12 protein-coding genes and 1 pseudogene are annotated in these 26398 nt (G+C 46.8%); all 13 read right to left on the minus strand.

The features are described from left to right. Positions 1-27 precede the first annotated feature (27 nt). On the minus strand, positions 28-1665 hold the full coding sequence (locus tag DTOX_RS12995) for a GspE/PulE family protein (protein WP_015758141.1): 1638 nt from the start codon (positions 1663-1665) through the stop codon (positions 28-30). A gap of 14 nt (positions 1666-1679) precedes the next feature. Next, positions 1680-2786 (minus strand): type IV pilus twitching motility protein PilT, encoded by a 1107-nt coding sequence (locus DTOX_RS13000; RefSeq protein WP_015758142.1) that lies wholly within the window; start codon positions 2784-2786, stop codon positions 1680-1682. Positions 2787-2798: 12 nt separating this feature from the next. Continuing rightward, the gene (locus DTOX_RS13005; RefSeq protein WP_015758143.1) at positions 2799-3461 is read right to left on the minus strand and encodes a hypothetical protein; all 663 of its coding nucleotides are present in this window, start codon (positions 3459-3461) and stop codon (positions 2799-2801) included. Between the two features lie 31 nt (positions 3462-3492). Continuing rightward, entirely contained in the window at positions 3493-4983 is a 1491-nt protein-coding gene (locus tag DTOX_RS13010) for a hypothetical protein (protein WP_015758144.1), read from the minus strand. A 204-nt stretch (positions 4984-5187) separates the two neighbouring features. Beyond that, positions 5188-6594, minus strand: coding sequence for a hypothetical protein (locus DTOX_RS13015; protein ID WP_242652432.1), 1407 nt, complete (start codon positions 6592-6594; stop codon positions 5188-5190). Between the two features lie 126 nt (positions 6595-6720). Next, positions 6721-6891: pseudogene (locus DTOX_RS25350) on the minus strand (type II secretion system protein); the annotation flags it as partial. Positions 6892-6981: 90 nt separating this feature from the next. Then, on the minus strand, positions 6982-7941 hold the full coding sequence (locus tag DTOX_RS13020; protein WP_015758146.1) for a type II secretion system protein: 960 nt from the start codon (positions 7939-7941) through the stop codon (positions 6982-6984). A 210-nt stretch (positions 7942-8151) separates the two neighbouring features. Beyond that, positions 8152-8400: a hypothetical protein gene (locus DTOX_RS13025; RefSeq protein ID WP_015758147.1), complete on the minus strand. Its 249-nt coding sequence runs from the start codon at positions 8398-8400 to the stop codon at positions 8152-8154. Between the two features lie 298 nt (positions 8401-8698). Further along, positions 8699-9763, minus strand: coding sequence for a Gfo/Idh/MocA family oxidoreductase (locus DTOX_RS13030; protein WP_015758148.1), 1065 nt, complete (start codon positions 9761-9763; stop codon positions 8699-8701). Between the two features lie 5 nt (positions 9764-9768). Next, positions 9769-10902, minus strand: a complete 1134-nt coding sequence (locus DTOX_RS13035; protein ID WP_015758149.1) for a saccharopine dehydrogenase — start codon at positions 10900-10902, stop codon at positions 9769-9771. After that, positions 10899-16487 carry a non-ribosomal peptide synthetase gene (locus DTOX_RS13040; protein ID WP_015758150.1) on the minus strand — a complete coding sequence of 1863 codons (5589 nt, stop codon included), beginning with the start codon at positions 16485-16487 and terminating at the stop codon, positions 10899-10901. Before DTOX_RS13040 ends, DTOX_RS13035 begins: the two co-directional genes overlap by 4 nt. Beyond that, the gene (locus DTOX_RS13045; RefSeq protein WP_015758151.1) at positions 16484-23176 is read right to left on the minus strand and encodes a non-ribosomal peptide synthetase; all 6693 of its coding nucleotides are present in this window, start codon (positions 23174-23176) and stop codon (positions 16484-16486) included. Before DTOX_RS13045 ends, DTOX_RS13040 begins: the two co-directional genes overlap by 4 nt. A gap of 137 nt (positions 23177-23313) precedes the next feature. Continuing rightward, complete coding sequence (locus tag DTOX_RS24860; RefSeq protein WP_015758152.1) at positions 23314-26289, minus strand: salicylate synthase; 2976 nt, start codon at positions 26287-26289, stop codon at positions 23314-23316. Between the last annotated feature and the right edge of the window lie 109 nt (positions 26290-26398).

A 26398-nucleotide genomic window follows, 5' to 3' on the forward strand; every position in this document is an offset into this window, starting at 1 on the left:
TAGGAACTCACTTCAACTCTTTTTAGCCTACCATTCTCTGGCGGCCTTTAAAATTTCAGGAACACTGGACACTCCCCTGCGCAGCTTGATGATGCCGTCCTCACGCAGGGTGCGCATTTTGTCCCTGGACTGTTCTTTGATGGCTACCGTATCGGCACCGCCGCTGATTAGTTTTTGCATTTCTTGATCGAGCGACAGCAGTTCAAAAATCCCTATTCTTCCCCGGTAGCCGGTTCCCTGGCAATAAGTGCAGCCCCGGCCGCTATAGAACTCCTCACCGTGCCCGGGATCCAACCCCAGGGCCGACAATTCATCGGAGGTTGCCGCATATTTCCGGCGGCATTTGGGGCAAATGACGCGCACCAGGCGCTGAGCCAGCACTGCCCGCAGGGAGGAATTCACCAGGTAACGCTCACAGCCCATGTCCACAAGCCGCTCCACCGCGCTTGCCGCATCATTAGTGTGCAGGGTGGAGAGCACCAGGTGGCCGGTGAGGGCCGCCTGCAGGGCCAGACCGGCGGTCTCCCCGTCTCTGATTTCGCCCACCATGATGATATCGGGGTCCTGCCTTAAAATAGCCCGCAAGGCGCTGCTGAAGGTCAGTTTTTTGGACGAATAATCCGCCTGGGTTTGGGTAATGCCTTCCATCTGAAGTTCAATGGGATCTTCAATGGTGGTAACATTCACGCCGTCACTGCGCAGGTATTTAAGCGCGGCATAAAGTGTGTTGGTTTTGCCGCTTCCCGTGGGTCCGGTAACCAGGATCAACCCGTGGGGCAGATCCAGCAGGCTGCGAAAGGACTCCTGCGCGTCTTCTTCCATCCCCAGGTCTTCGATTCCCAGCAGACGGTCCTGGGAGGGCAAAAACCTTAAAACAGCCTTTTCCCCTTTAGCGCAGGGCAGGGTGGAAACCCTTACATTTATAGAATCGCCGCTTCCGTTTTGACTGAATACAAACCCTCCGTCCTGGGGACTGCGCTTATCGGCGATGTTCATATTGCACAGTACTTTGGTCCTTGAAATAATCAGCGGCGCCACGGAGGCCGGCATCCGGTCCACGGTCTTGAGCATCCCGTCAACCCGCATACGGACGCGCAAACCGTCGCTCAACGGCTCCAAATGCAGATCGGAAGCACGCTGGGCAACCGCTTTAATAATCAATCCTTCTAAAAGCTTGATGGCGTCGTCCGTTCCCGTGACGGCAGTTTCCTCATCCGCCGTCACCGCATCCCCGGTATCTTCGGAATAAGCCTGCCGTAAAACCCCGGCAAGCCCGGAGGAACTCATGAGGACGAGATGCAGCCTTTTGCCTGTGAGCCGGCGCAAGTTCTCCAGAATTACGCTGTTGGCCGGCTCGGAGCAAGCGATAAACAGGTCGTTTTCTTTTAGAGCCACCGGAATAATATTGTGCTTCAGCGCCACCGGCCTGGGCACCGTGGCCAGGACCTCGGGAGCAAACCGGACCTCGTCCGCCGGAAAGACCGGCATATCAAAAAACTCACCCAGCAAAGGGGTTAGCTGGGCTTCCTGCAGGTATCCCTGGTCGACAAGCAACTCCTCCAGCTTTTTCTTTGAACCGCGCTGGGCTCTCAAAGCGGCAGCCAGTTCCTCCCGGCCCAGAACACCCCTGTCGACGAGAAATTCTCCTAAATTTTTTTTTGTCATCCTATTCCATCCCGTTATTTATGTTCCAATTTTTCTTTTAGCAGCGAAGGGTTGCGGGCGGCCTTCAGCGCAGTGAAATGGTCGATTGCACCTGCCCTGGCCAGTTTCTCCAGAGACTGCTCCATGGTCTGCATACCCAATTTTGTCCCGGTATCCAGAGCCATGTGGATGTGCTCCTGCTTTCCCAGTCGTATAAGGTTGCTGATGGCCGGTGTCACCACCATCACTTCCGCAGCCAAAGCCCTTCCCTTGCCGCCGGCGCAGGACAGCAACTGCTGGGAGATTACAGCCTTCAACGATACGGAAAGCTGCTGCCTGATCTGCGCCTGCTCCTCCGGGGGAAAAACACCGATCATTCTGCTGACTGAAGAAACGGCATCCCTGGAGTGCAGGGTGGAAAAGACCAGGTGCCCTGTTTCCGCCGCCATAATGGCCGTCCGGATGGTCTCCAGGTCGCGCATCTCACCCACCAGGATAACGTCGGGATCGGACCGCAGGGATGAGCGGAGAGCATCGGCAAAAGATTCCACGTCTGTATGCAGTTCCCTCTGGTTAATAATGCTCTGGCGGTTGAAATAGATATATTCAATGGGGTCCTCGATAGTAATTATATTGTGCCGGTACTTTTCGTTGATCCGATCAATTACGGCCGCCAGCGTGGTTGATTTACCGCTGCCGGTAGCGCCGGTAACCAGCACCAGCCCGTTGGGCAAGTCGCACAGGGCGTAAACGGACTCCGGCAGGCCGAGGTTTTCCAAAAGAGGAATGTCATCGGCCAGCCGGCGCATGACACAGGTGATGGCGCCTCTTTGAAAGTAGGCGTTAACCCGGAACCGCCCGATTCCGGCAAAACCGATGGCCAGATCCACCGACAGTTTTTGCTCCAGCACCTCAACCTGCCGCGGACTCAATACCTGGTATACAAGGCGCTTAATGTCCTCCGGAGTCAGCGGCCTGTAATTGTCCAGGACCTTCAACCCCCCGGACATCCGGAGCACCGGCGGTGTGTTTGACGTCAGGTGCAGGTCTGAGGCATCTCTCTCTTTAGAATCTTTAAGCAACTGATTGACATGAAAGACCGATTCACTTCCGGTACCTTCAACAAAAGGCTGACTCATCATATCACCCTTCCTTTATATAAGCAGTTCTATGGTAATCCTGGGTCCGGAGGGTTTAGCCGCATCCTTGCCGGCGCCTTTGCCGTCTTTCGCATCCCCGTAATCGATCTTCACGTTTTTGATCAGCACCAGATAACTCGCTTTCATCTTTCCCTCAATAAAACGGATCAGGTTGACGGAATCTCCCTCAAAAATCACTTGGTATTCGTGCCAGTCGAAATTATCTACGCCGTTCACCAGCATGGCAGCAGTTTTCTCCTCCTGGCCACCGGACTGTGCAGATTTAGCGGACACGGCCTTTTTTTCATCCAGCGCGGACTTGGAATCCAAATTGATCACATCCATCCCGCAATCCAGGGCCAGTTGGCCGGTTTCAGCCAGCGCCTCGGTAACCTCCCGCTCTGACTGGGCTTTCCTCAAGGCTGTCTGGCTGCTTAAACTATTCTCCAGCTCCGCTATTTCCTTATTCCCTTCTCTTATTTTTTCTTCCAGGATCCTCGCTTCGGCCGCCATGTTCCGGCCCGGCACTTCTCCGCGCAAAGAAACCAATTCCTGGCTTACTTTCTGATATTCCTTCATTACAGGATCATAAACCTTGTTCAGGTAAAAATAAAAACCTCCAACAAGAGCCACAATCAGTATTAATATTTTCTGTACTTTGGTTAACTGCAACTTCACTTTTTGCGGGCTCCCTTATCTTCGTAATGATTTATGATGATGGCACGCTCAACTCTGCTTCAGGGTCCACCGAAACCTTAATGGTGAAATTATAGACTGTCTCCTTCAGTTCCAGTTCTTCCGGTGCGTCCATTTTATTAAGAACTATTTTTTCGGTTTTTTCCACCCGGCCGATGCTCTCTATTGCCGCGTGCTTGCACCAGACCTCTTTCTGCAGGGTCAGCGCCAATTCGTTAACATTTGCCGGACTTAGGGCTTCCCCCTGCAGCAAAACCAGGTCGTCAGGAAGATACTGGACATTCATGCGAGATAATTCCCCCAGCCCGCTGCAGCGCACCGTCACAGAAAGCAGCAGTTGAAAAACTTTTTCCTTATCCAGGGCATGCCCCTGTATAAACTCCGCCTTTTGCTTCAAAGCTGATCTCTGTTTTTCCATCTCGGAGGACGAGTTTTGCAACCTGGTACCCTCTTCCTTTTGTACTTTCAAGTCGCCGGCCTCCATGCTGAATTGTCTGAGCTGGTACTTCAGGTAAAAATAGTGGCTGAGAAAAATCGCCACAATGACCAGCACGGCTACCATAGGCAGGACCTGCACCCTTTGCCGGATAAGCAAGCCCAGTTCCACGTCGTCATTAATGCCTACCTTTTTCCAACTAACCCCAAAGTGGAGCTGGCGCATACCCGCGCCGGCCACGGCGGCAAATTCAGGTGTGCAATTCCCGCTCCCCCTCAGTTCTAAGGCGGCGGCTTCAAAACCCATCTTTTCCCTGAAGAATTCAACAATGTCAGCGTCAAGCCCGCCGGGGCCGGTAAGTATGACTCTGCGGCCGGCAATCTCCCAGGCATTAAAAACCTCCTTGAGCGACGGCTCCAGTTCGGAAGAGGACAGGCCGTCCAGGTGGGCTCGGGTTGCCGCCAGATCGGCGGGGAGTGTTCTGAAAGCTGTTATATCACCATCCTCTATTAAAGCAGCCCTCATGGTCTGCTGTCCCAAGTCGATAACCACCTTGTCTTTTCTTTTGCAGGCCAGCATGGCCGCCACGGGAAAACAGACATCCGGGGGGTAGACTCTCCTGAGCTTGAGCCCGCCACCGGCGAAGGTTTCTTTCAGGCTCCGGTAATCCTCCTCCGGCAGCGTGGACACCCAGATCCACACATGCCCATCCCCGGTTTCCAGGCCCAGTTCGTAACCCACCAGGCTCTCCGCGGCGGGAACGGTCATGTACGGCTCGGCTTCCCAGCGCAGCGCCTCCTTCAACTGGTACGGTCTCATCTTGCGCAGCCTTTTTTTGTCCATGGCTACCTCGATCACTGCCGCCAGAGGGCTTACCACCACGACATTCTTCGGGCATCTGGCGATCCGGGAGGTGATCATGGACAACTCCTCCGCCGTTATCAGTTCACTTTCTTCCGTGCGATCAATCTTTAGGCAATCACCGACCATAAAACCCTTAAGGTTTCTCCTGATTACGGCGGCCCTCAGGGTCATACCGTCAATTTCAACGGCCAAAACGGAGAACAAAAGGCTCCACCTCTCCAATCACTAGTACAGTGATTCCAAAATAACTATAGAATACACTAATGCAAAAACCTTGTGTTTATTAGGGATAGCAAACACTATAACCTTATTTTTATTTTTTTATTTGGGAATCATTCTACCAGTCAACGGCAAAAACAAGCTTTTCTCACACCGGCAACTGGGCTGCCCACCTCGGGGCGCGTAAGCTTACGGGCTTTCACCAGGAGGGTTTTTAACAAAAATTAACAGTTTCTCCTCCACCGGCGACTGGGTCCCCCACGCCCCGATAATCAGAGATGAAATCGCAGGACCTGCCAAATCGCCTGCTGTTACGTCTACTTCCAGCCGCCGCGTGCCCGCACAGATGTATTCTGTGGTGGCAGGCAAGGTAAAGGGAACGCTTTCTCCCGCCGGTACTTCCACTGTCACTGGAACTGATGCTTCCGGCGAATCTTCTCCGGGGCGGTGATACAGTTTTAGAGTAACTATCGCGTCACCCGGCTGCTCCTGTGCCTGCACCCAGTTACCCGAACCTGGAGGATCCTCTTCATATACCTTAGGCGTAACATTTCTCACGCTGCCCTTGACCTGCATCCCCTGAATCAGCCACTGGTTCGAAGTGATTTCTGTTTCAATGTTGTCACCTCCGGTGTCAGGATCTTTATCCCGGCCGGAGCTGGTGATGGTAAGTTTTATCGCCAGTTGAGGGTCGTCAAGATCATCATATTCAAATTCAAACTTAACAGGCTCACCCCAGGCGTCCCTTAAGACCTCGTCTTCTCCGGTCCCCCAGGGTTTCAACATGTAAGGTCCCCTCCATCCAAAACCGGGATCAAAGGGGCCGGGTTCCGAAATCCACAGGCTCCGGGGCTGGCCCTCGTCACCGGAAGAAATTGCCCACTCAGAATCAGAAGCATTCCATTCCCAGAGCGCGGGCCATTGGCCCATGTCCCCGATGTAGCCCCCGACAATGCGCCGGCCCGAGGGGTCGAAGGCATCCGGCGGGCCGATCAAGGCAGTGCGGATTTTCTCCAGAATCTCCCGGGTTTGTTTGTTCTGTGCGTCCAGGTTGGATTTATACCACTCGTCCGGTGCTATTTCCAGCACGATATTGTCCTGGTTTTCTATTTCGTTTTTATCGTAGCATGACGACGGTGCCGCCGTCCTGTCCAGCGGGCCCGGCGGGGAACTTGGATCCGGCAGCTTCACCATGCCATCCGGGCCGGCGCTGATGACCAGCAGATAGATGCTGTTAGGATCACCGGCATTATCCTGCTCCTTGACAAAAAACAGCGCCCGGCCCCAGGCGTCGGACAGAACCCCTTCGGTTTTCCATAAAGGACTGAAGCCCTCTCTGTACCGGTTGTCGAAAACAGCCTTGGGATAGTCCAAGTAAGGCCCCTTCCAGAGGACTCCCAGATCTTCCCCATCGGCGGGTTGTTTTTCCCACAGACCACGGGGTTGGCCGATATATGGATGTTCAGGATCAGTTTCCACATCACCGCCGTTATAAACTTCATCAGCCACCGAATTCCAGCGGTTGTTCGCTTCATCCCAGTTGAACCTATACAGTTTGGGCAGTGCATCCATATCCCCGGCATAACCCCGGACCACCCGCAGCCCCCGCTCGTCGTAAGTGTTTTGCGGGCCAACGATGGCGGCGCGGACGGCTTCCAGCTTCTCCCGGGTGAGTTTGGCGTGCTGGATTCCGACAAAGGAGCCAGCCGCCGGCACCACCATGGCAGCCAGTATGCCCAAAATGGTAATAACCACGACCAGTTCCAGCAAGGTGAAGCCGGCCGAGCCGTATTTCTCACTCAGGACCGCCCTTTCTCCTGCCGGCGGCGCTTCACCCCCGGGCCTTTTCCACGGCGCCGGGCGCCTACCCTTTCCACTATAAACTCCAGCCATGCAAACTCCTCCCAGGAAGGGTTTCAAGGGCGGTTTTCACCGCCCTTGGGGAAACCAGATTAAAATATTAAGACAGAAGTTGCCACACACTTAATCTTCTACGGTTCCGAATCCGGCAGCTTCCTTGTATTTAAATATCAAGTGATTATCTTTAGTCAGCTTGCTGCCATTCGGAGAGATCAGGGCAAGCTGCTGTAAGTTATAGGGCGATGGCAGACCGGTGCCAGTACCATAGGCCCCCAGTTGGCTAGGCATCGTAAAATCCAGTGTCATTGGCTTGCCGTCAGTACCATCTGCATTGACTTCCGTAAATGTTATACTATTAGTTGGCTTCACATTGTTAATCCTGGCCACAGTACTTACCAGGCGAGGCAGCAATATGCAATAGTTTTTGAAGACGCATTCATCACCATCTTCATCTAAGACGTCCGGGGCGACAGGGGCTTTATCGATAGACTTCACCTTGGCATATTCGCATTCCGGCCCTATACCCATCACAATGCGGTACATGTACTCGGGGTTGTTAAATACGGAACCTGCTTCAATACCAGCATTATGGTCAAATTTTTCGGTGGTACTACCTGCGCCCACCATGAGCACACGAGTGTTTGTCCCCACCGCGACTCTCGCAGCGGTGCTGCTCGTATCTATCAGGTTGTATACATATTCGATACCCATATTCTTAAGTTCTGCCACTTCTTTAGCGTTCAGTTGGTACGATACAAGATTATTGTTTTTGACAAAGTCTGGGCTTAAGACCGTTTGTCCGTTTAATTCTGTAGGAAGTGCTGAGTAAGCAGTTCCGCTATATTGTGCCAGGTTGGTTAAGCCGTCCAGCAGTCTACCTGCATGACTCATGTGAGTGGTTATAACGGATTCAAGCTTCTGCGCGTTGGCATCAGCGCTGGTCGCCTTGGCTTGATCGGTTAAACCGAGTATTCTGGGCGCGATCATAGCCACCAGAAATCCCATAATGGCAATCACCACAACAAGTTCCACCAGGGAAAAACCGCCGTTGTCCCTTAAAAGCTTTTTAATTCTTTGTCTCACGAAACTTTTCACTCCTATGCGGAAGGGTTCACCCGCAGAACCGCCTTCCCGTTAATATTTTTATGATTCCAGAATTATTCGGGCACCGCGCCCGCAAAAGCGCACCGGGCGGCCGGCTGTCTTCAGGCCGCCGCACCCGTCATCACCCCCCTTCATAAACTTATTGACACCACCTCGCTTTCTACCCGGACAAATCCCCGGGGACCGGCATCAGTGAGACTCACGGCGGGGAAACTCAAGGACATCACTTTTCCCCGGCTCGGGTTTTTCCGGTCGCCTGTCGGGATAGTCCAGCACGTAGCGGTACTGTTTGCCGCAGTGGATGATGACCTCTTTCTGGCCTTTTTTCAGAAAGCGCATCTCCAACCGCATCTCCCCGTATCCGCTGTGTTGATAAATATCATCAAAAAGCTCGCTGATTTTTTTCAAGACCATTTCCACGGTGTGCTTCTCACTCATATTTACCCCCCGCCCGGCAATTTTCTCACAATGTCATTCTCCTTATTGACTTTGATTATCATTATCACTTAACTGATAAAATAATAGCTTGTGCCATCTCTTTTTTCCCAGATCCAGATATTGATATTGATTCTCATAATCATGCTGCAAGAAGATAATACCCCATTTTCATCTCTTTCTTCTACGCCAAAAAGGAGCATTTTTATGCCAAAAAGTATTTTAGGAACAGAGAAGTCATTTTTTCACTGTTCCTAATATTAATATTGCAATTAAACTTCACTAAATGGCTGGATTGATTTTATAAATCCGATAAGGTTATAGGCTTCAGTTGATTTCCGCTGATTATCTGTACCGGTCCAAGTTGGTTGCTTATATCCTGCCAAACTTGGCATGCAGTCAGCATATACTGAGATAAACTGCTGTTATTTTTCCCGGACATTATTATATTTCGAAAGCGCTGCAGTGTACGCTTCATAGCGGAAGGCCATACTTCAGTAAAAATGGATTGAAACGTCTTGTTTTTTAATGACACTACCTCTTCCATTACGGGCAGACTCAAAAAGGAACTTGTACCGTATATATCAAGTACACCGTCTTCCGTTCTCGGTACATACATATTAGGACACCACAAAACAATTCCGTGTGAATCCGTCATAATTAAATTACCGCTGTCAGTTCCGATAACTATACGATGCAACAAATGAGTATTGTTATCCGGATCTGCAGGATTAATTTGATTTTGTATTCTCAAGGTTACGGGCAAGTCTTTGATTTGTCCGATTACCGTACTGAAGGGATCCTCCGCCGTGCTTTTCGATACCGATGCAAATGACCAGGGTCTGAAGCCTCCAAGCACTTTTCCTAAAATGTCTACAAGCGGAAAGAGTACTTGAAGGCTGCATGAAGCTTCAATGTAATTCAGTTTGCTGTTCTTTAAAACCTTAAGCGCTGTTTCAATAAAACTATATACAGTCACCAAATCGGGATAAAAACTATTAAGATAATAGCAGCATGAGTGCTGCCGCGCATTGCGAAAGCATTCCGCTAAATCGTCATAGTGGATCGGATGCTCCTGCAGCACATGCACCCCTTTCATCAGCAGGTTATTGGCCAAATAGCTGCCCTGACCGCCTACCACTGTTGATCTGACAACAACGCAGGCTGCATCCGTCTCCTCTTTTGTAAGCCGGTTGACGTCGGTATACAAAGGAATGCCATATTCCTGCGCGCACCTGCCTGCCTGTTCACTGCCACGGGCAACAATTCCAACCAATTTGTATTCCTTCGATAACTGCTTGATTGCATCTAAATAAATTCTTCCGAAAGTAGTGCCGCACACAACTACCCGTAAAGGCCTTTCCATATTAATCACAACCTCCCTTCTTCTATTTGACTATGCCTATCATTCTCCCTTACAGGCGGAATATCTACTACATCTATGCTTGCGGCAGCCTTTGTCGAGACAAGCCTTTCCACTGTTTCAACCGGATCTAAAACTTCAAAAGCCCAATATATTCCTTTTTTAGTTTTATGCTTTATTACAGTTTCCACTGCTGCTGCAGCGACCACTCCACTTAATTCATAGCTGCTTTTACTGCGTAAAATACAGCGCTTGCGTATAAGCCTCCCTCTTTTTTCCCCCTGCAGCTCAGTTGTCATAACATACCATGGATTTTTCCCCCACAAAGCCATATCGGCTGCGGCACAAAGCTCGTCTATAGCTTCACGCAGCACATTGTCACTCCGGTCCATAGACAATTTGGCATAGGATTTTAAAATAGCGTCATTTACCGCTTTGTCAACAATAATGTTATACCAGTATGCTTCCTTTAGTTGAAGCAGCTTGTATAATTTGATTGTCTCATCGTTTAAAAATTTCTGCTTATAAACTTCCTCTTTTAAAAATGGAATATATACTTTTTCGCTGATGTTATCCAAAGCCCGAACTACTGAGCCGTTTTTCATAAACGCACCGGAAATCCCGTAATTTGATACAGAGCTTAACAAAAGATCCAGGCCTGCGCAAGTTGAGCAATGCTCTCTGCCCCCGGCAAAGGAAAGCATAGAGAAGATACTTTCAAATTCCTGCTCCGCCAGCCAGCGCGGAAGAATCCCGGAAAGACCCGGGAAGCTTCCTGCCGATATTACAAACACACCTTCTTTATCCAAACCTTTTTTCAATAACGAATTTTCTAATGGACCGGCACCAAAAGTATCAATATAAATTGCGTTTGCCTTTGCGGCCGCCAACGCGACACGGTCTCCCACCAGATAGGACGGCCCTGCACAATTAAGTATTACATCACAGCCTTTGCAAAACTCATATAATTCTTCTTCATTATATAAATCCGTTTTTACCCATTGAAAATTGCTGTCAGCTTCCATGCCTTCCGGCCGCCTTCGCTGTCCCCCCCTGATTTTACAGTTTCGTTTCAAAACATTGCAGGCAATATAACCCAAAGCTCCTCCACAGCCCAACACTCCTATTAACGGTATTTTCATTTTCCACCCCCGTTTATCAAAAATTTAGCCGTTGAATTAATATGCGGCTCTTGTAAGCAGGTCATGTGGGCACCTTTTATATACTCAAATTGCAAATCACCCAGTGCAACACTTTTCCAGCTTTCTTCAACTTCTGAAAAAACAATAGGAAAGAAATGCTTTGTTTCTTCAGCAACCCTCATTGCGTAAACATCACCTGCAAACAGCTGCGGTTCATACTCCGCCACACCCTTAAAGCTGTGGCAAAATACCTTATACAATATTTGAAGCATATTTGCCTGATAATCTAAAACCATTCCATTTGTTTTTTCTATGGCGGCATATATTTCCGCCATACGCTGTGACTGAGGTTTTGCCGCCAATTTTTTATAGCATTCTGAAACTGCTTCATAAGAACCGTTTAACGAACACAATGCTTCCCCGGTAATATTTCCTCCATTGACAGGCGCTAATTCGCTTATTGCCTTTTTTAATAATTCATCATCAACATTATGTCCGGCTTTGCTAACCTCTGCGCCAACTACACGGCAAAAAGCCCTTTCCATCAAAAGGTCATTATTAAGACTTGTTCTTATTGTGTTTAATAACACCTCATCCTCCGCTCCATTGCTATTTCTCCGTTTGCAAAAGCTGGTACTTATTGTCGTAACCGGTTCTACCCTGGCCCCCGCTTCCATTAAAACTCTTGCGGTCTCCAAGGCAATCAAGCCTCCAATACAATAACCTATAAGCTTATAGCCGGATGCTTCCTGCTGTAAAAGCAAATCACCATACTTTTGCCCTAAGCTTTCTATTGTTTTATCATATGGGTTGGACAGATATTCCTTTTCATCTCCAAATGTGAAACCTACAATTTTCTCTGTACGGTTTGGATCGTTGATTAAATATGGCAGCAAACTGTTATAAGCTGTAAGTGTTCCGGTACCATTGTGGAAAAGAACCTTTACCGGCCCGTGAGGCTGTTTTCCTTCCGCCAAAACAACAAGGGGAGATACGGGATTTAATGAATCCTTATTCGAATCGGCGGATGAAACCTGAGACTTCAGCCTTAATTTCTTGGCTATATCTGCGACTGTCGGTGTTTGAAGCATTTCTCGCATAAGACGCTCCCACTCCCAGCTTCCGGCCTCCTCCAGTTTTTCCCTCATATTAGCTATAACCTGGGCCACCACTAAAGAGTCTCCTCCCGCAATATAAAAATTTTCATCCCGTCCGATGGTGTCCCGGTTTAAAGCCGCTGCCCATATGCCGGCAATACGCGCTTCCAAATCATCCTGTGGTGCTTCTTCTGGAACCCCATTGCAGTAAATCGTAATTTCCATACGCTTCTTTAAAGAAGCCCTGTCGACTTTACCATTGCCGGAAAGCGGAATTTTTGGCAATACTTCTATATGGCCGGGAACCATATACTCAGGCAAATGCTGCTGTAAATATTCTTTGATTTCTTCTTTATAGACCATTGAACTCTCAGCGGGAAATCCACAGATAAAAATTGTTTGTCCTGCTAAAGCCAGGGGATCCTCTTCTTTCGGATAGGCACAAATAACACCCGCGTTTGCGCTGTCAAATACTTCCTTCCATTTTTTAAAGTCTATGAAGGTCCGATCGGTACTTGCTCTAAAATCGGTGAAACCTGTCAACCCATCTTTAAATTCCATGGAAGTTAAAAGCGTATACGCCTCTTTCGTTGCCTCTATCACGATTAATTTTCCACCGGGTACTGCAAGCTCTTTTAATGTTTCTATAATCACATTCACATTCCGCGCGTTATGCAAAACGTTGGCGCAGACAATTACATCATAAGCGGAAGCTTCTAATCCTTGCAGCCAGTAATCTTTGTTGATGTCATACAATCCATAACTAACCCATGAATATTTTCCAAACCTGCTTTTAGCTTCATTTAAGAAAAATGTTGAGATATCAGTAAAATGATATTCTACGTTATAATCCACTAAAGCCGGAATCAAATCAATGCTTGTACCACCTACTCCGGCACCTACCTCCAATATCCGCAACGGTCTCTTGCCGCCAGAACGCATACGTTCCTCCGCCAGATGGACAACGCATTCTTTTGCTACGCAGTTTAAGGCAAGGTTAACCAAATTATCATGGTAAGCAGCCAATGCTGTATCTAATTTTCCTTGCGGGAAAAACAAATCAAGCGCATTCACATCTCCTCGCAGCAGTTCAGGAAGATGTTTGCTGGATTCCCGAAGGTAATGCACCAATTTAACCCCATAGTTAACCTCTGCCTCAATTTCAATCAAGCGTTCCCAGCACCTGTCCGCAGCATCCTCCGGCGGTACATTCAGAAGGCTGTACTTACCTGTAATCTCATCCTTCTGCATAAACTTTTCCGCGCACAACACATTCAGCCAGCGCCTTAGCAGCCTATGCAGCTTGGGAACGGCCTGCACGGCATCCTGTATTTCTTCATTACTGTGGCTGGCAGTACAATCCTGAAATAGCCCGGCGTCCCGGAAGGTTTTAATGATATCCAGCAGGGTCGTCTGATCAGCCACTTCTATCCACTTTGCAAACAAAGAACGGTCAACGGAAGCAGTTGCCTTTTCTCCCGCGTTAAAGCAAACATCATGCAAAACACCGGTATCTTCAGCAGCGGTATCGGATTCTTTCAGACGGCTTGCTTCAATAAAAGCATTTATCCGGTATTCTTGCGGCGTATTGCCGCTTACCATTGCTACTGCCGAGGCTATGGACGGATGGTTCTGCAATACGCTTTCAATCTCACTTAATTCTATTCTGTGACCACGAATTTTTACTTGTGTATCTTCACGTCCCAAAAATTCAATCACACCATCAGGGCGATACCTGCCGAGGTCTCCTGTATAATATAACCGTTCATTGGTTTCCGGGTGAATGATAAAGCGTTCATTGGCAGTCTTTGCATCGTCCAAGTAACCTAATGCCAGTCCTTCGCCTCCGATATACAAGTCTCCCGCAGTCCAGTCGGGGCATAACTGCAATTGCTTATTCATTACATAAAAGCGTTGATTCAAAAGAGGTGTGCCGTAGGGAACACTTTTCGCTCCCTCCGGGACTTCCTTTATTGGATAGTAAATCGACCAAATAGCGGCTTCGGTTGCGCCACCAAGACTGATAACCTCGATACCCGGACATTGTTTTGACAAAATGCCCGGCAAATTAACCGGAATCCAGTCACCGGATAACAATGCCAGACGAAGAGATGATCTTCCCTCATCCTTTCCGCTTTGCATACATGTCATAAGCATTTGCATTTGAGCCGGAACCGAGTTCCATACTGTAACCTTCTCTTTTATGATTAGTTCAGCCCAATAATCAGGATTGTTTTTCTGCTTTGGATCAGGCAATACCAGTGTTCCTCCGGCAGTTAATATTCCAAAAATATCATACACCGAAAGGTCAAAGGCAAGACTGGCTATACCGATAATCCGGTCGGCGGAATTTACGTGAAACCTCTCATTAATATCAATAATGGTATTCAATGCTCCACGATGGTTCATGACAACACCCTTCGGCGTCCCGGTAGTCCCTGACGTATGAATTATATACGCCGGCTGCAAAGGATCCACAACTGCCGGACTTAAACCGCTGTTTTCCATTGGCTCCAACACATCAACCTCAATAATTTCAAGCTGTGCATTCTCTTCCGGCTCAAAGCCTTCTCTGCCAGTCAGCACAAACCTGGTCCCTGAATTTTTTATGATTGTATTTTGTCTGGCTTTTGGCTGTGAAGTATCAACAGGCAAGTAAACACCGCCTGCAAGCAGGGTCCCGAGGACGGAAGCGATTTGCCATATCCCCTTTTCCAATATCACGGCTGCAAAATCACCCTTACCGAAGCCTTTATTGAGCAGTGCTTTTTGAACTGCCGCTGCAAAATTTGCCAGCTCCCGGTAGGAATAATATCTGCCTTCATAAAACACAGCGGCAGCCTCCGGGTGATTCTTTACATTACTGCAAAATCCATCGTGTAAAAGTCCATCCGGGAGCGGAGCATTTGTATTATTAACTGTTTCTCTGACTTTCTTTACGCGGGGAGGTAATTGGAGCGGAAGCCGGTTTTCCCAAATCTGATTGCCGGCAGCTAAATCACACAACAATTGTTTGAAGGCTTCGAAAGCGTCTTCAATCATTCCTTCCGGGAATATTCCTTTTCTTACATCCCAGTTAATTAGCAATCCTCCGCCTTGTTCCGCAACCTGGCAATCAAGCCATACCTGCGGTGTTTGACTTATTTTGTAAGTCAAACGGGCGTTTCTCATGAAATCTCCGCTTTCATTATTATCCGCAATTCCGATTGTGCTTGTATAAACAACCGGAATTATGACATTTTTATTGTTCCGGCGACTCATTTCACGCAGCACCTCAATTCCTGAAAAGCTATTGTGCTCCAGGTCTTGCCATAAGCGGCGCTGTATATTTTCCGTCCTGTCTAAAAATGTATTGCCCTCCTTCAAATCCACCTGTAAAATGTTAATAGCTGTAAAGTCGCCTATGATATCATTAATTTGCGTATGTAACGCAGGGCGATTCAACAATGTAATATTGATGCAGAATTCAGGACGCTTGGCCCATAAGCCAATCACTTCCGCAAATGCAGAAAGAACCGCACTGGAAGGAGTTATTCTTTTCTGCTTGACTGATCTACAAATAGCCTGCCATTCATTTTTATCCAGGAAAAATATCTGCTGCTCAAAAACTACTTTATCTTCCTTATTGTTATTTTCAGCTTGGTTATTTTCAGCAACAGGCAATTCCGGCGCTGCAGCCATCTTTTCGATTTTATCCATCCAATACTTGCGAGCGCACTCTATTCCGGCCCTTTCTGACGGCTGTTGCTGCTTTTCCCGCTGGAACAGCAGCAAATCCCTGAATGTCACTTCAAGCTTTGGCAATGTTTTTTCCGGCTCATAATAAAAATGATCAAGCTCTCTTAGTATTATATTTGCACTTACAAAATCTCCGATAAGCATATCTATGGAAAAATGTAAAATGCTGCAATCCTCTGTTATTGTCAGATAAATTTCACAAAGAGGCCATTGTTCCGGACTATACTGCTTTTCCGATAGATCTTTTCTTACTTTTTTAATCGCTTCCCCGGCCTCTGCCGGACTCAGACCCCGCAAATTCTGTGACTGTACCGGCGGAAGTTCAACCTCTTTGCGCACCTGCTGAAATCCCTTTGTAAGTATTACCGCACGAAGCATATCATGGCGCTCAATAACACTATGCCACGCCTTTTCCAAGCGTTCCCTGTCTAAAATTTCAGATATGGTCAATTCGATATAACCGTGGCACCCAACTCCGCCAAGCTCGTAAATATTTTCCCTGCCTACCAGGTATGCGGTCTGTATATCGGTAAGCGGAAAATGTGCGTAACGATTTTGTAAATCACCGGTTGCAGCAGAATGATTCATATCTCTTAAATATCCAATTATTGCTTCTTTATTATGACGAAGCTCTTCTATTGCTTCTTCATCTATAACTCCGGATGGAGCCCGAAAACGAATTTGCCCGTCTTCTTCCCAAAGCTCTGCTCCCTTTGCTTCATACTTGCTTATTACTTCACTAACCGTCATAATATCCCCTCCGCATAATTATTAGGCTCAGCAATATCTAAATTGCGAATTTTTTCCGCCAACGATGCAATTGTTGATGCTTCGAATAAAGTTTGCAGCGATATTCTCGCAGGAGAAATTTTTCGCGTTTGTAATTGGCCGCTTATACGCACTGCTTTCAGGCTATCACCACCCAATAGGAAAAAGTCATCGTTCCTTGAAATCTTTTGTACTTCCAATACTTCCGACCAGACACCGGCTATTCTGTGTTCCAATTCATCCCGCGGTCCTTCAAAGGTACTCGTTTCTTCTGCCTTTTTAGTTTTTACAATATTCCCGACTGCCTTTCTATCAACCTTTCCATTGTCACTTAAAGGCAGGGACTCTAAAATTGCTATTTTACCCGGAATACAGTAGCTGGGAAGCTTTTTTGAAAGATCTGTATATATTTCATATTCGAGGTTATTATCCGGGCTGTATTCATAAGGCACGACAGCTGCACAGAGAGCAGAGTGGTCATTCTCTATCACAACTACCGCTTCCTTTACCCTCTCATAAGATCTTATTGCTGCCTCCACTTCACCTAATTCAATTCGATATCCCTTAATTTTTACCTGAAAATCTTCTCTTCCTAAAAACTCTATATTTCCGTCAGGCCAATAGCGTCCAAAATCTCCTGTATTATACAAACGTTCTCCGGTATGTGGATGTATGATAAACTTTTCCTTCGTCTTTTCCTCATCGTTCAAGTATCCTCTGGCAACACCAAGGCCGCCGATATAAAGCTTTCCGGGAACCCATACAGGGCAATCCCGCAGAAACTCACTTAGGACATAATAGCGTTGATTTGTCAGCGGCTTACCGTACGGGATACTTTTCCATGCAGCTTCGATTTGATCGATCGGATATAAGTTAGACCAGATAGAAGCTTCCGTAGCCCCACCAAGGCTGACAATCTGTGTATTTTTAAAGTAATGCCTTATTTTATCCGGCAAATCCAGCGGTATCCAGTCCCCACTTAACAGTACCAATCTTAGTGATTGCAATTCTTCTGTTTTTACATCCCTGACAGACATATATTCCAAAAGCATTTGCATAAACGCCGGCACCGTATTCCAGACTGTGATTTTCTCCTTAATGATAAGTTCAAGCCAGTGAGCCGGTTCCTTTACTTTCCCCGCATCAGGCATAACTATGGACGCTCCTTCGGCAAGCATGCCAAAAACATCATATACAGAAAGATCGAAATTCATATTTGACAAAGCGAGTACTTTATCTTCCGGTCCGATTGAAAATCTTTTATTAATATCTAAAATAGTGTTAACCGCACCCTGATGTTGTATCATGACACCCTTTGGAAAACCCGTTGATCCGGAAGTATACATGACATAGGCCAAATCACCAGGCAAAGCTTCCTTTAGCTGAACATGTACCGGTCCCTCTGCCAACGAATGCTCGTCGACAGTCAAAATTGAAATATCCTCCGGCCAAGTAAATTTTTTTGCAAGCCATGACTGTGTTAATACGACACTGGCATCAGCGTCTTTCAGCAGCTTCCAAATTCTTTCCTCCGGATTGCCGGAATCAATAGGCACATAGGCAGCTCCGCATTTTAAAATTCCAAGAGCAGCGGCAACCTGTTCCCATCCTTTTTCCATAACAATTGCAACCGGCGAAGCTTTCGTTATATTCTTTTGACTTAGTAATTCAGAAACTATGAATGAACGGTTAGACAGCTCTTCATAGGTTAATTCACTGTCCGAGGTTATCACTGCCTTATACTCCATACGTCTGACAACCTGTTTTTCGAAAAGACTGATTAGCGTTTCATTGGAGACCGGCCCATCTGTCTCATTTGCCTTTAATCTATTTGCCAATCCCGGAACCGGCACAAGATTGGGTATTGCTTCATGCCATACCGTTTCAGCTGCTGACAGGCTTTGCAGCAAGCTGCAATAGGCCTTGAACGTATCTTCCGTTAATCCTTCCGGGAACAGCCCTTCTACTATATCCCAATTAAAAAGCAGCTCTCCTTCCTGCTCCTGAACCTGATGATCGAGCCATACCTGCGGTGTTTGAGTTATGCTATACACCAATTTTCCCAGCCACTCAGTATTATCTTGCTTCATAACTCCTAATGTACTCGTGAAAACAACCGGCATAGCTGCATACTGGTGTTTACCCGGCATTTTAGCCAATTTTCGCTGTACCTCCACTCCGTCAAAATACGAGCAGCTTAAATCATTTGTAAGCCTTCTCTGTATATTCAGACACCGTTGGGCGAAGGTTTGACCGGCTGTATTATCCACTTCCAGTAAAACTAAGGAAGTAAAGTCGCCTATAACATTATTTATTTGCTTGTGCAAAGGCAATCTGTTAAATAAGGTAACGTTAATGGTGAACTTTGGATTCTTGCACCAAAGGCATAAGGCCTCAGCAAATGCTGACATCAAAACGGAAGATGGAGTAATTCCCAGCTTTTTTGCCCTATCCTTTAACTGAGTCCATGTTTCACAATTAAGCTTTGCCTGCAGCCGTCTGAAGCGTTGTTTGGCAATAGACTCCGGATTTTTTGCCAGAGGAAGCTCCGGTGCGGATGGAAGAGTCTCTAAACGACCGAGCCAATATTCAGCTGACCTCTTGTATAATTCTGTTTCTTTCATCTTTTCCCAGGCTATAACATAATCACGGAAAGACAAATTAACAGCAGGAAGAGATATTTCCGGGTATTTATAAATTTTTGCCCATTCACCCAAAAGATGAAATATACTCCATCCATCAAGTATGATATTGTCCAGGCTGATATGAAGCCTTACACGGTTTTCCCCGAAAATGGAAGCCTTGATTTCAAACAATGGCCACTCATCTGCAGATAAAACCTGATGGGACATTTCACTTTTTATAGCTTCAAGAGCGGCAGCAACATATTCATCATTTTCGTTTCTCAAATCACAAACTTCAATATAATAAAACGGTACCTTTTCTAATATTTTTTGTTGTTGTCCATCAGACATAATTACTGCTCTAAGCATGTCATGATGATCAACTAAGCGCTGCCATGCCCTGTTTACCCGTCCGACATCCAAACCTGTTTCCTCAATCTCAAAGTAACAGTGCGAAGACACATTGCCCAATGTATACGCACCGCTGCGTCCAACCCAATAAGCAAGCTGAATATTCGTCAAGGGAAAAGGTTCATTCCGATTTGCAGGCTCCGGAATAATAGCCGGCAATTGTGTGCCGGAAAAAATCGCATTTTCCTTTTCATCCATAAGTTCCTGTATATACTCCGCAAGTTCGGCAATAGTTGTCTTTTCAAACAATCCTGTCAATAACAGCTCAACACCTAATTCATTGTGCACCTCGGCACATATTTTGGTTCCAAGGAGGGAGTCTCCTCCTAAATTAAAATAATTATCGGTTACCCCTATTTTTTCCAAAGCAAATGCTTTACTCCAAATTTCCACAAGACACTGTTCCACCTTTGTTTCCGCATGAATAAACTCTTTCCGGGACCGATTCATATTGCCGGGCATAGGCAATGCCTTTCTTTCAACCTTTCCGCTGGCTGAAACCGGCAGCTTATCAAGTATTAAGAATACAGATGGAACCATATACTCCGGCAGCTTCTTCTTTAAATAATCCGACAAATGTTCTTCTTTTAAATCCTCGTTATTTTTGTACTCAGGAACAATATAGCCTACAAGCTGCCTGCTTGCTTTATCGGTTTGAACCGCCGCAATTACTGCTTCTTTTACACCGGGATGCTTCTTTAAAACTGTTTCTATCTCACCAAGCTCTATTCTATGGCCCCTGATTTTCACCTGAAAATCCTTACGCCCCAAAAATTCAATATTATTGTCCGGCCAAAACCTTCCCATGTCGCCGGTCTTATACCATCGCATACCATTCCAATCCACAAAGCGTTCTTTCGTAAGGGATTCGTCTCCGCAATAGCCTTTTGCCACACCGGCTCCGCCAATCCACAATTCTCCCACAGCCCAGTCAGGAGTATCATTTCCTTTCGCATCCACAATCCGGTAAGTTTGATTACTTAACGGGCGTCCATAGGGAATAGAAACCCATTCTTTTGGCAATGGAAGGGTCACAGAAAAGCTGTTTGACCAGATGGATGCTTCAGTAGCTCCTCCTAAAGCTAATAAAGTACAATTTGTTTCTACATTTTTAAGTCTTACAGGGATATCCAAGCCTATCCAATCACCTGAAAGCATTGCCACACGCAGATGCAATTGATTTATTTTCTTACTTTCCGCAGCTACTAACAACATATCGAGCAAAACCGGCGCTGAATTCCACATAGTAATCTGATATTTCATAATAGCTTTCAACCAATATGCCGCATCTCTGCAGCTGTCTTCCATAAGTGTCACAATGGTACCGCCCGCGCTTAACAGGCCGAATATGTCGTACACAGAAAGGTCAAAATCCAAGGATGACACTGCTAAAATTCTATCACCGCCAGTTACCCTGCAGCGCTTGTTAATGTCTGAAATGGTATTCCATGCTCCATAATGAGTGATTTCAACACCTTTTGGTTCTCCTGTTGAGCCTGAAGTGAATATAATATATGCCAAATCCTCTGCCGAAGTTTTCTCTATCTGTTCCAGGCACCCATATTCCGCCGCGGCAGCAGTATTCAGCACGATAGTATTTTCCGGCCATTTCACGGCGTCCTGCCTTTTGTTATCAGTCAAAACGCATTCTATATTTGCTTTTTTGTGAATAAACGCCCGTCTTGCGTCCGGCTGGCTGACGCTGACAGGAACATAGCAGGCTCCGGCCGCCAATACTCCAAAGACTGCCTCTATCTGCCCGGCCCCGCGGGGAAGTGTAATGGCAACCGTATCGCCTTTTTTGACTCCCTTTTCTTTCAGCATGGAAGCAATTTTAAGAGCATTTACAGAAAGCTCTCCATAAGAAAGTTTCATGTCTGAACTACTGTCTATAACTGCAACAGATTCGGGATATTTTGTTGCATATTCAAAAAATGACGTATGTATACACTGTTCTACAACCGGCAATGATAATGCAGCCTCTTTTTTTCTTCTCTGCTGCTGGGCAGCCGGAAGAACATCCGGTATCTCCTTCCAAGCTTGTTCACTGTCCGCTAGTTGTTTTATTAATTGCACGTAGGAACCGAACATATCGTCAATCAAATATTCCGGGAACAACTGTTCAACAGCATCCCAGGCTAACAATAAACCGCCGTCACTTTCATATAATTGAAAATCAAGCCACACCTGGGGTGTCTGTGAAATCATATATGTAAGACTGCCAAAACTCTGACGGCATTCATTATTAAGAAGAGGTGTTCCCAAATTGCACGCAAAAACAACCGGTGCGAAATTACTTTCTCCGGGGTAAATACGTGCCATGTCGCGCTGTATCTGTACGCCGGAATATGACGCATTTGCCACAGCCTCGTGGAATTTTGCCTGGATTGCCTGTGCGAGTTCCAGAAATGATTGCGGCTCCGCACAGTCAACCGGCAGTAATAACAGACTGGTAAAATCAGCAACAACATCGTCCACACCATTTTCTCCTATTTGGCGGTCAAACAGAGGCAAATTAAGAAGAAACCTTGAATTCGCACTCCATCTGTCAATTACCGCCGCATAAACAGTTAAGAGTACCATGGCCGGTGTTATTCTGTGTGCGGATGCATGTTTTTGTAAAAAACTCCATTGCCCTTTCCCGATAAAATACGTTCTTCGCCTGAACACCGGATTTTTTATTGTTTCCGGCTTTTTAGCCAGGGGTAATTCAGGCGCCTTGGGCATATGTTCTAATTGATCCTTCCAGTATTGTGCCGCCATTTCTTTTTCTTTGGCACGACGCTTTCCCTCACCTTTTAAATATTGAGCAAAGCTCCAATTTTTTGGTGCCGGCGGCTTAACCCCACGGGCGTAAAGTGCGGCCAAATCTCTTAAAATAATATGCAGGCTTTGTACATCGGCCACAAGTAAATCAATATCAAAATGAATACGCGTATTACCCCCCGGCAGTAAACTGAGCTCAATGCCGGCTACTTCTCCCTCCTCCACGGCTAAAAGGCGATGCGATAACCGATCCCGTATACGGCTTAGTTCCAGTACAAGTCCGTCCTCCGGATAAAGACGCAAGTCATGTACCGATAGTGCTTTTGTAAAAGGAGCATTCAGCACTTCTTGCTGCCCATCCGCCAGGAATCTTGCCCGAAGCAGGGAATGATGCTCCAATAATTGTCCCCAGGCTGATTCCAAGCGTTGAGGCTCAACATCCCTGCCGTCTATCTCCAAATAGGCATGACATCCGACTCCGCCGAGAGGCTGATCATCACGTCGCCCAACCCAGTATGCATATTGAACATCAGTAAGCGGAAAAGGCCTATTCACGTCACCATGCCCTTCAATCACTTTTGCTTGCTCATTCTCTGCTGAAAATGCGTTGTTTTTTTGCAACAAAGACCACCAGTCACTCAGGCGGGGCGCGGCAATCAACTCAGCAAACGCAACTGCCGCTCCGGCCCGTCGCCAATTGTTTACCAACCTCATAATTTTTAGTGAATTCAAGCCGAGTTCGATTAAGTTATGATCATCATCAAACTCTACAGGAGCGGGCAGCATGGCTTTAATCTGCATCCGCACTTCTTCATAGCTCAATGGAGATATATTAATTGAAAATTTTTTACTATTCGGCTGATTTTTCATCACTATACACCCTTCCCGGACTTTAGACTCAATCACTGGCATTGGCTTGTCTTTGCATCCGGCTGAAGCCAAAGATATCAGCCAGTTCCAAAGCCATAGACACCGGCAAGGTTTGCCGGATTGATAACAGGAGATGTTTACGGCTGGGGACACACCAACTGCCCGGTAAAACTCTCCAATTTTTCACACGTCTCTTTCAGTTCCCTGGACGGTACGGACATCTCAACTATGCCTGCTCCGGCATGCAGCCATGCGCTCTTATTTTTCTGAAAAATAGTCCGCAAAACAAGAGCGGCGTCCATTTCGCCGTCGCTGTCATAAGTCAGTACGCAGCCGCTGTAGAGATTTCTGGGCTGGAACTCGAATCTTCCTATGGCATCAATTGACTCTTTTTTAGGGATACCCGAAGCCGTTACAGCAGGGAAAAGGGCATTGAACGCATGCCATGAGTTATAGCCGGGTTTAATTTTTCCTTTTAATCTTGAAGCAATATGCTGAACAGTCCCCCTATTTACAACCGACATGAAATCACTCACTGCAACGGTTTCAGCATCACAAACGGCTGTCAGCTCTTCAAACGCCAGCTTTACGGAAATCGCATGCTCTGCAATCTCTTTTGAATCATTCAACAACTCATCTCTGAGCTTGTTCTCCTCTTCCCCTCCCCATCCCCTTGCGCGTGTTCCCGCAAGCGGATGAGTGCTTACCCAGCCCAGACAATCGACTTCGACAACCGTTTCGGGGCTAAATCCGACGGCATTCAAGCCATCAAGGCTAAGAAGAAACGCTCTTTCGGGAGAGTTGACCTTTCTTCCCGCAATATAACTGGCAACCATGTCGAGTTCCCGGTTGAGTGGGATTTTTCTGGACAAAATCACTTTTTGATATTTTCGCTCTCGAATTTCCTTCACAGCATCCGCCACTATCTCCATATATTTTTCAGAGTCATGCGTGTTTATCTCCGCAACCTCCAGTTTTTGACTTTCAACTCTTTCGGCAAGACCATTTTCAATGCTCCGGTTATGGACAATATCCGATATCTTCCCTACCAGTTTTTTTAACTTTTCAAATCTATCCTCTCCCAGGGCCCTCAGCAAGATTGAACCTTTTGTACTGAAACGCACTTCAACTTCAGGAATAAATAGCTTCAGAAGGCATTCATCTTCAGACAGAAGCTGCATTTTGTGATTATAACGAGACAGTCCGAAATTGGCAATTCCGTATGCACGCCAATTTTTGAGCAGAACTGACGAGAAGGCCCTGTCAATGGTTTCACTTAATGTCTCATTTTTAAACTGCAGCGTTTTATTTTCGGTTATTAGCGTTGTATATTCAGAATCAACGGATAAGATGGCGTGAATTCCCATGCCCAGGGACAACTCTTCTTTTTTTTCGTAAAGAAGATAGTTTTCAAAAAAACCGGACTCCACAATTTGCGAGGCCGCAAATTGAGCATCTCCCTCAAAATCTATTGTTTCTTCAATGTAGAATGTTGGGTAATCTTCTGCCGCGCGGTCAACTCCTGCCGCCATCTCTTTAAGTTTTTGCTTATCTACTTTGCCGATGCTGGTAAGCGGCCAGAAATCAATGAATTCGATTTGATCAGGCATTTTATAGCGCGCAACTCCCACATCATTAAAAAATTTATCAATATCAGCAAGACTTATTTCCCTATTGTCGGTCATTAAATATGCGCAGCTTCTCTCTCCAAGGTTTTCGTCGGGAAGACCAACCAGAGCGGCTTCTTTTATATCCGGATGCAAGCATAGATAGAACTCTACTTCAGCCGGCATTATCTTTTCACCTGCCCGGTTGATTTGCTCTTTTACACGCCCGCCGGTTTGTATATTCCCATCCGGTGTGATTCTGACCTTGTCCCCGGAACGATAAAAACCATCGGGAGTAAAATCATTGCGATTCTGTTCGGGCGCCCTGTAGTAACCGCCTATTGTATAGGGTCCTCTCACAATAAGTTCTCCGTACTCTCCTTCCGCCACATCGTTTCCGTCCCCGTCAACAATTCTTATTTCATCATCATCTGAGAGCGGGCGTCCCTGGCAGCTGTGGATGACATGATCGGGATCATCAATGGAGGTGCAGCAAATAAGGCCTTCCGCCATGCCGTAGACCTGCTGAAGCCTGCATTTCATTTCCGGCATTATACGCCTTGCAACATTTTCATCCAGTATAGAACCACCCACCTGGAGGATTTCAAGGCTTGAAATGTCACTTGCAGTATCCCACTCCAGCACCTCAAGCCATAGATTTACTACGGCGGGAACAAGAGCGGTTATTGTCACCCGCTCTTTCTCAATAAGCGGGAAAGCTTCATCGCAGCTTGTGGTTTTGCACAAAACCACCTTGCCGCCGGCTGACAGGGTCCCAAGAATTCCGGGGCAGCAGAGGGGAAAGTTATGGGCAATCGGCAAAACTGCAAGATAGACGCTTTGCGGGTTCAGCTTGCAGCGCATTGCGGCAGCCTTCGCATTATATGCGTAATCAGTGTGGGTTCTTGGAATAAGCTTGGGTGTACCGGTGGTTCCGCCGGATAAGAGCAAAAGAGCGGCATCTCTGTAGAAAGGTGACAATAGGTCCACCGGAGGTATGCTGATACCGGCGAGGCTGATGCCGTTTTCACTTTCACCGTCTGTTATAACGAATTTGACAGAAGGATGTTTTTTAACCAGTTGATTAGCCATTTTTTTATAGTCAAAACCAAGAAACGCAACCGGAATGATATACGCAACCGGTTTTGCGAGACTGAAGATTCCGTCCAGCTCGGTCTCCCTGTGGGCGGGCAGGGCAAGAACCGGCAGTGCCCCAATGCGGAACAGGGCAAAGCAAGTGATAACAAAAGAGATGCTGTTCGGAAGCTGCACAACCACATTGTCACCTTTCTTTATTCCCATACTGAGAAAGCCGGAAGCAAGTTCATCCGCCCGGCGGTCAAGTTCAATAAAGGTGAGTCTGATGTCATCTTCAACAAGCGCAACTCTGTCCTGATATCTTTCAGCCCATAATCTTAATTGTTGTCCGAGAGTCAGCGGTTCCCAATAGCCGAGTTGTTCGTATTTTGCAGCAGCATTATCAAGCCATTCCCTGTATGCTTTCATTTTATCTCCTCCTTGTAAAAAGAATGCTCTCCGAGCTTTACAGGAATATAGTAATAACGATAATCATTATCAATGATTATCGGGAGCCGTATTATTAAAATTTTGGCAG

Source organism: Desulfofarcimen acetoxidans DSM 771 (genome assembly GCF_000024205.1).
Classification (GTDB): Bacteria; Bacillota; Desulfotomaculia; order Desulfotomaculales; family Desulfofarciminaceae; genus Desulfofarcimen; species Desulfofarcimen acetoxidans.

Coding starts and splice junctions, on each gene's coding strand:
- DTOX_RS13035 (WP_015758149.1), bottom strand. CDS start 10,902: ATGAAAATACCGTTAATAGGAGTGTTGGGCTGTGGAGGAGCTTTGGGT.
- DTOX_RS13045 (WP_015758151.1), bottom strand. CDS start 23,176: ATGAAAAATCAGCCGAATAGTAAAAAATTTTCAATTAATATATCTCCA.
- DTOX_RS13040 (WP_015758150.1), bottom strand. CDS start 16,487: ATGACGGTTAGTGAAGTAATAAGCAAGTATGAAGCAAAGGGAGCAGAG.
- DTOX_RS13000 (WP_015758142.1), bottom strand. CDS start 2,786: ATGATGAGTCAGCCTTTTGTTGAAGGTACCGGAAGTGAATCGGTCTTT.
- DTOX_RS12995 (WP_015758141.1), bottom strand. CDS start 1,665: ATGACAAAAAAAAATTTAGGAGAATTTCTCGTCGACAGGGGTGTTCTG.
- DTOX_RS13025 (WP_015758147.1), bottom strand. CDS start 8,400: ATGAGTGAGAAGCACACCGTGGAAATGGTCTTGAAAAAAATCAGCGAG.
- DTOX_RS13030 (WP_015758148.1), bottom strand. CDS start 9,763: ATGGAAAGGCCTTTACGGGTAGTTGTGTGCGGCACTACTTTCGGAAGA.
- DTOX_RS24860 (WP_015758152.1), bottom strand. CDS start 26,289: ATGAAAGCATACAGGGAATGGCTTGATAATGCTGCTGCAAAATACGAA.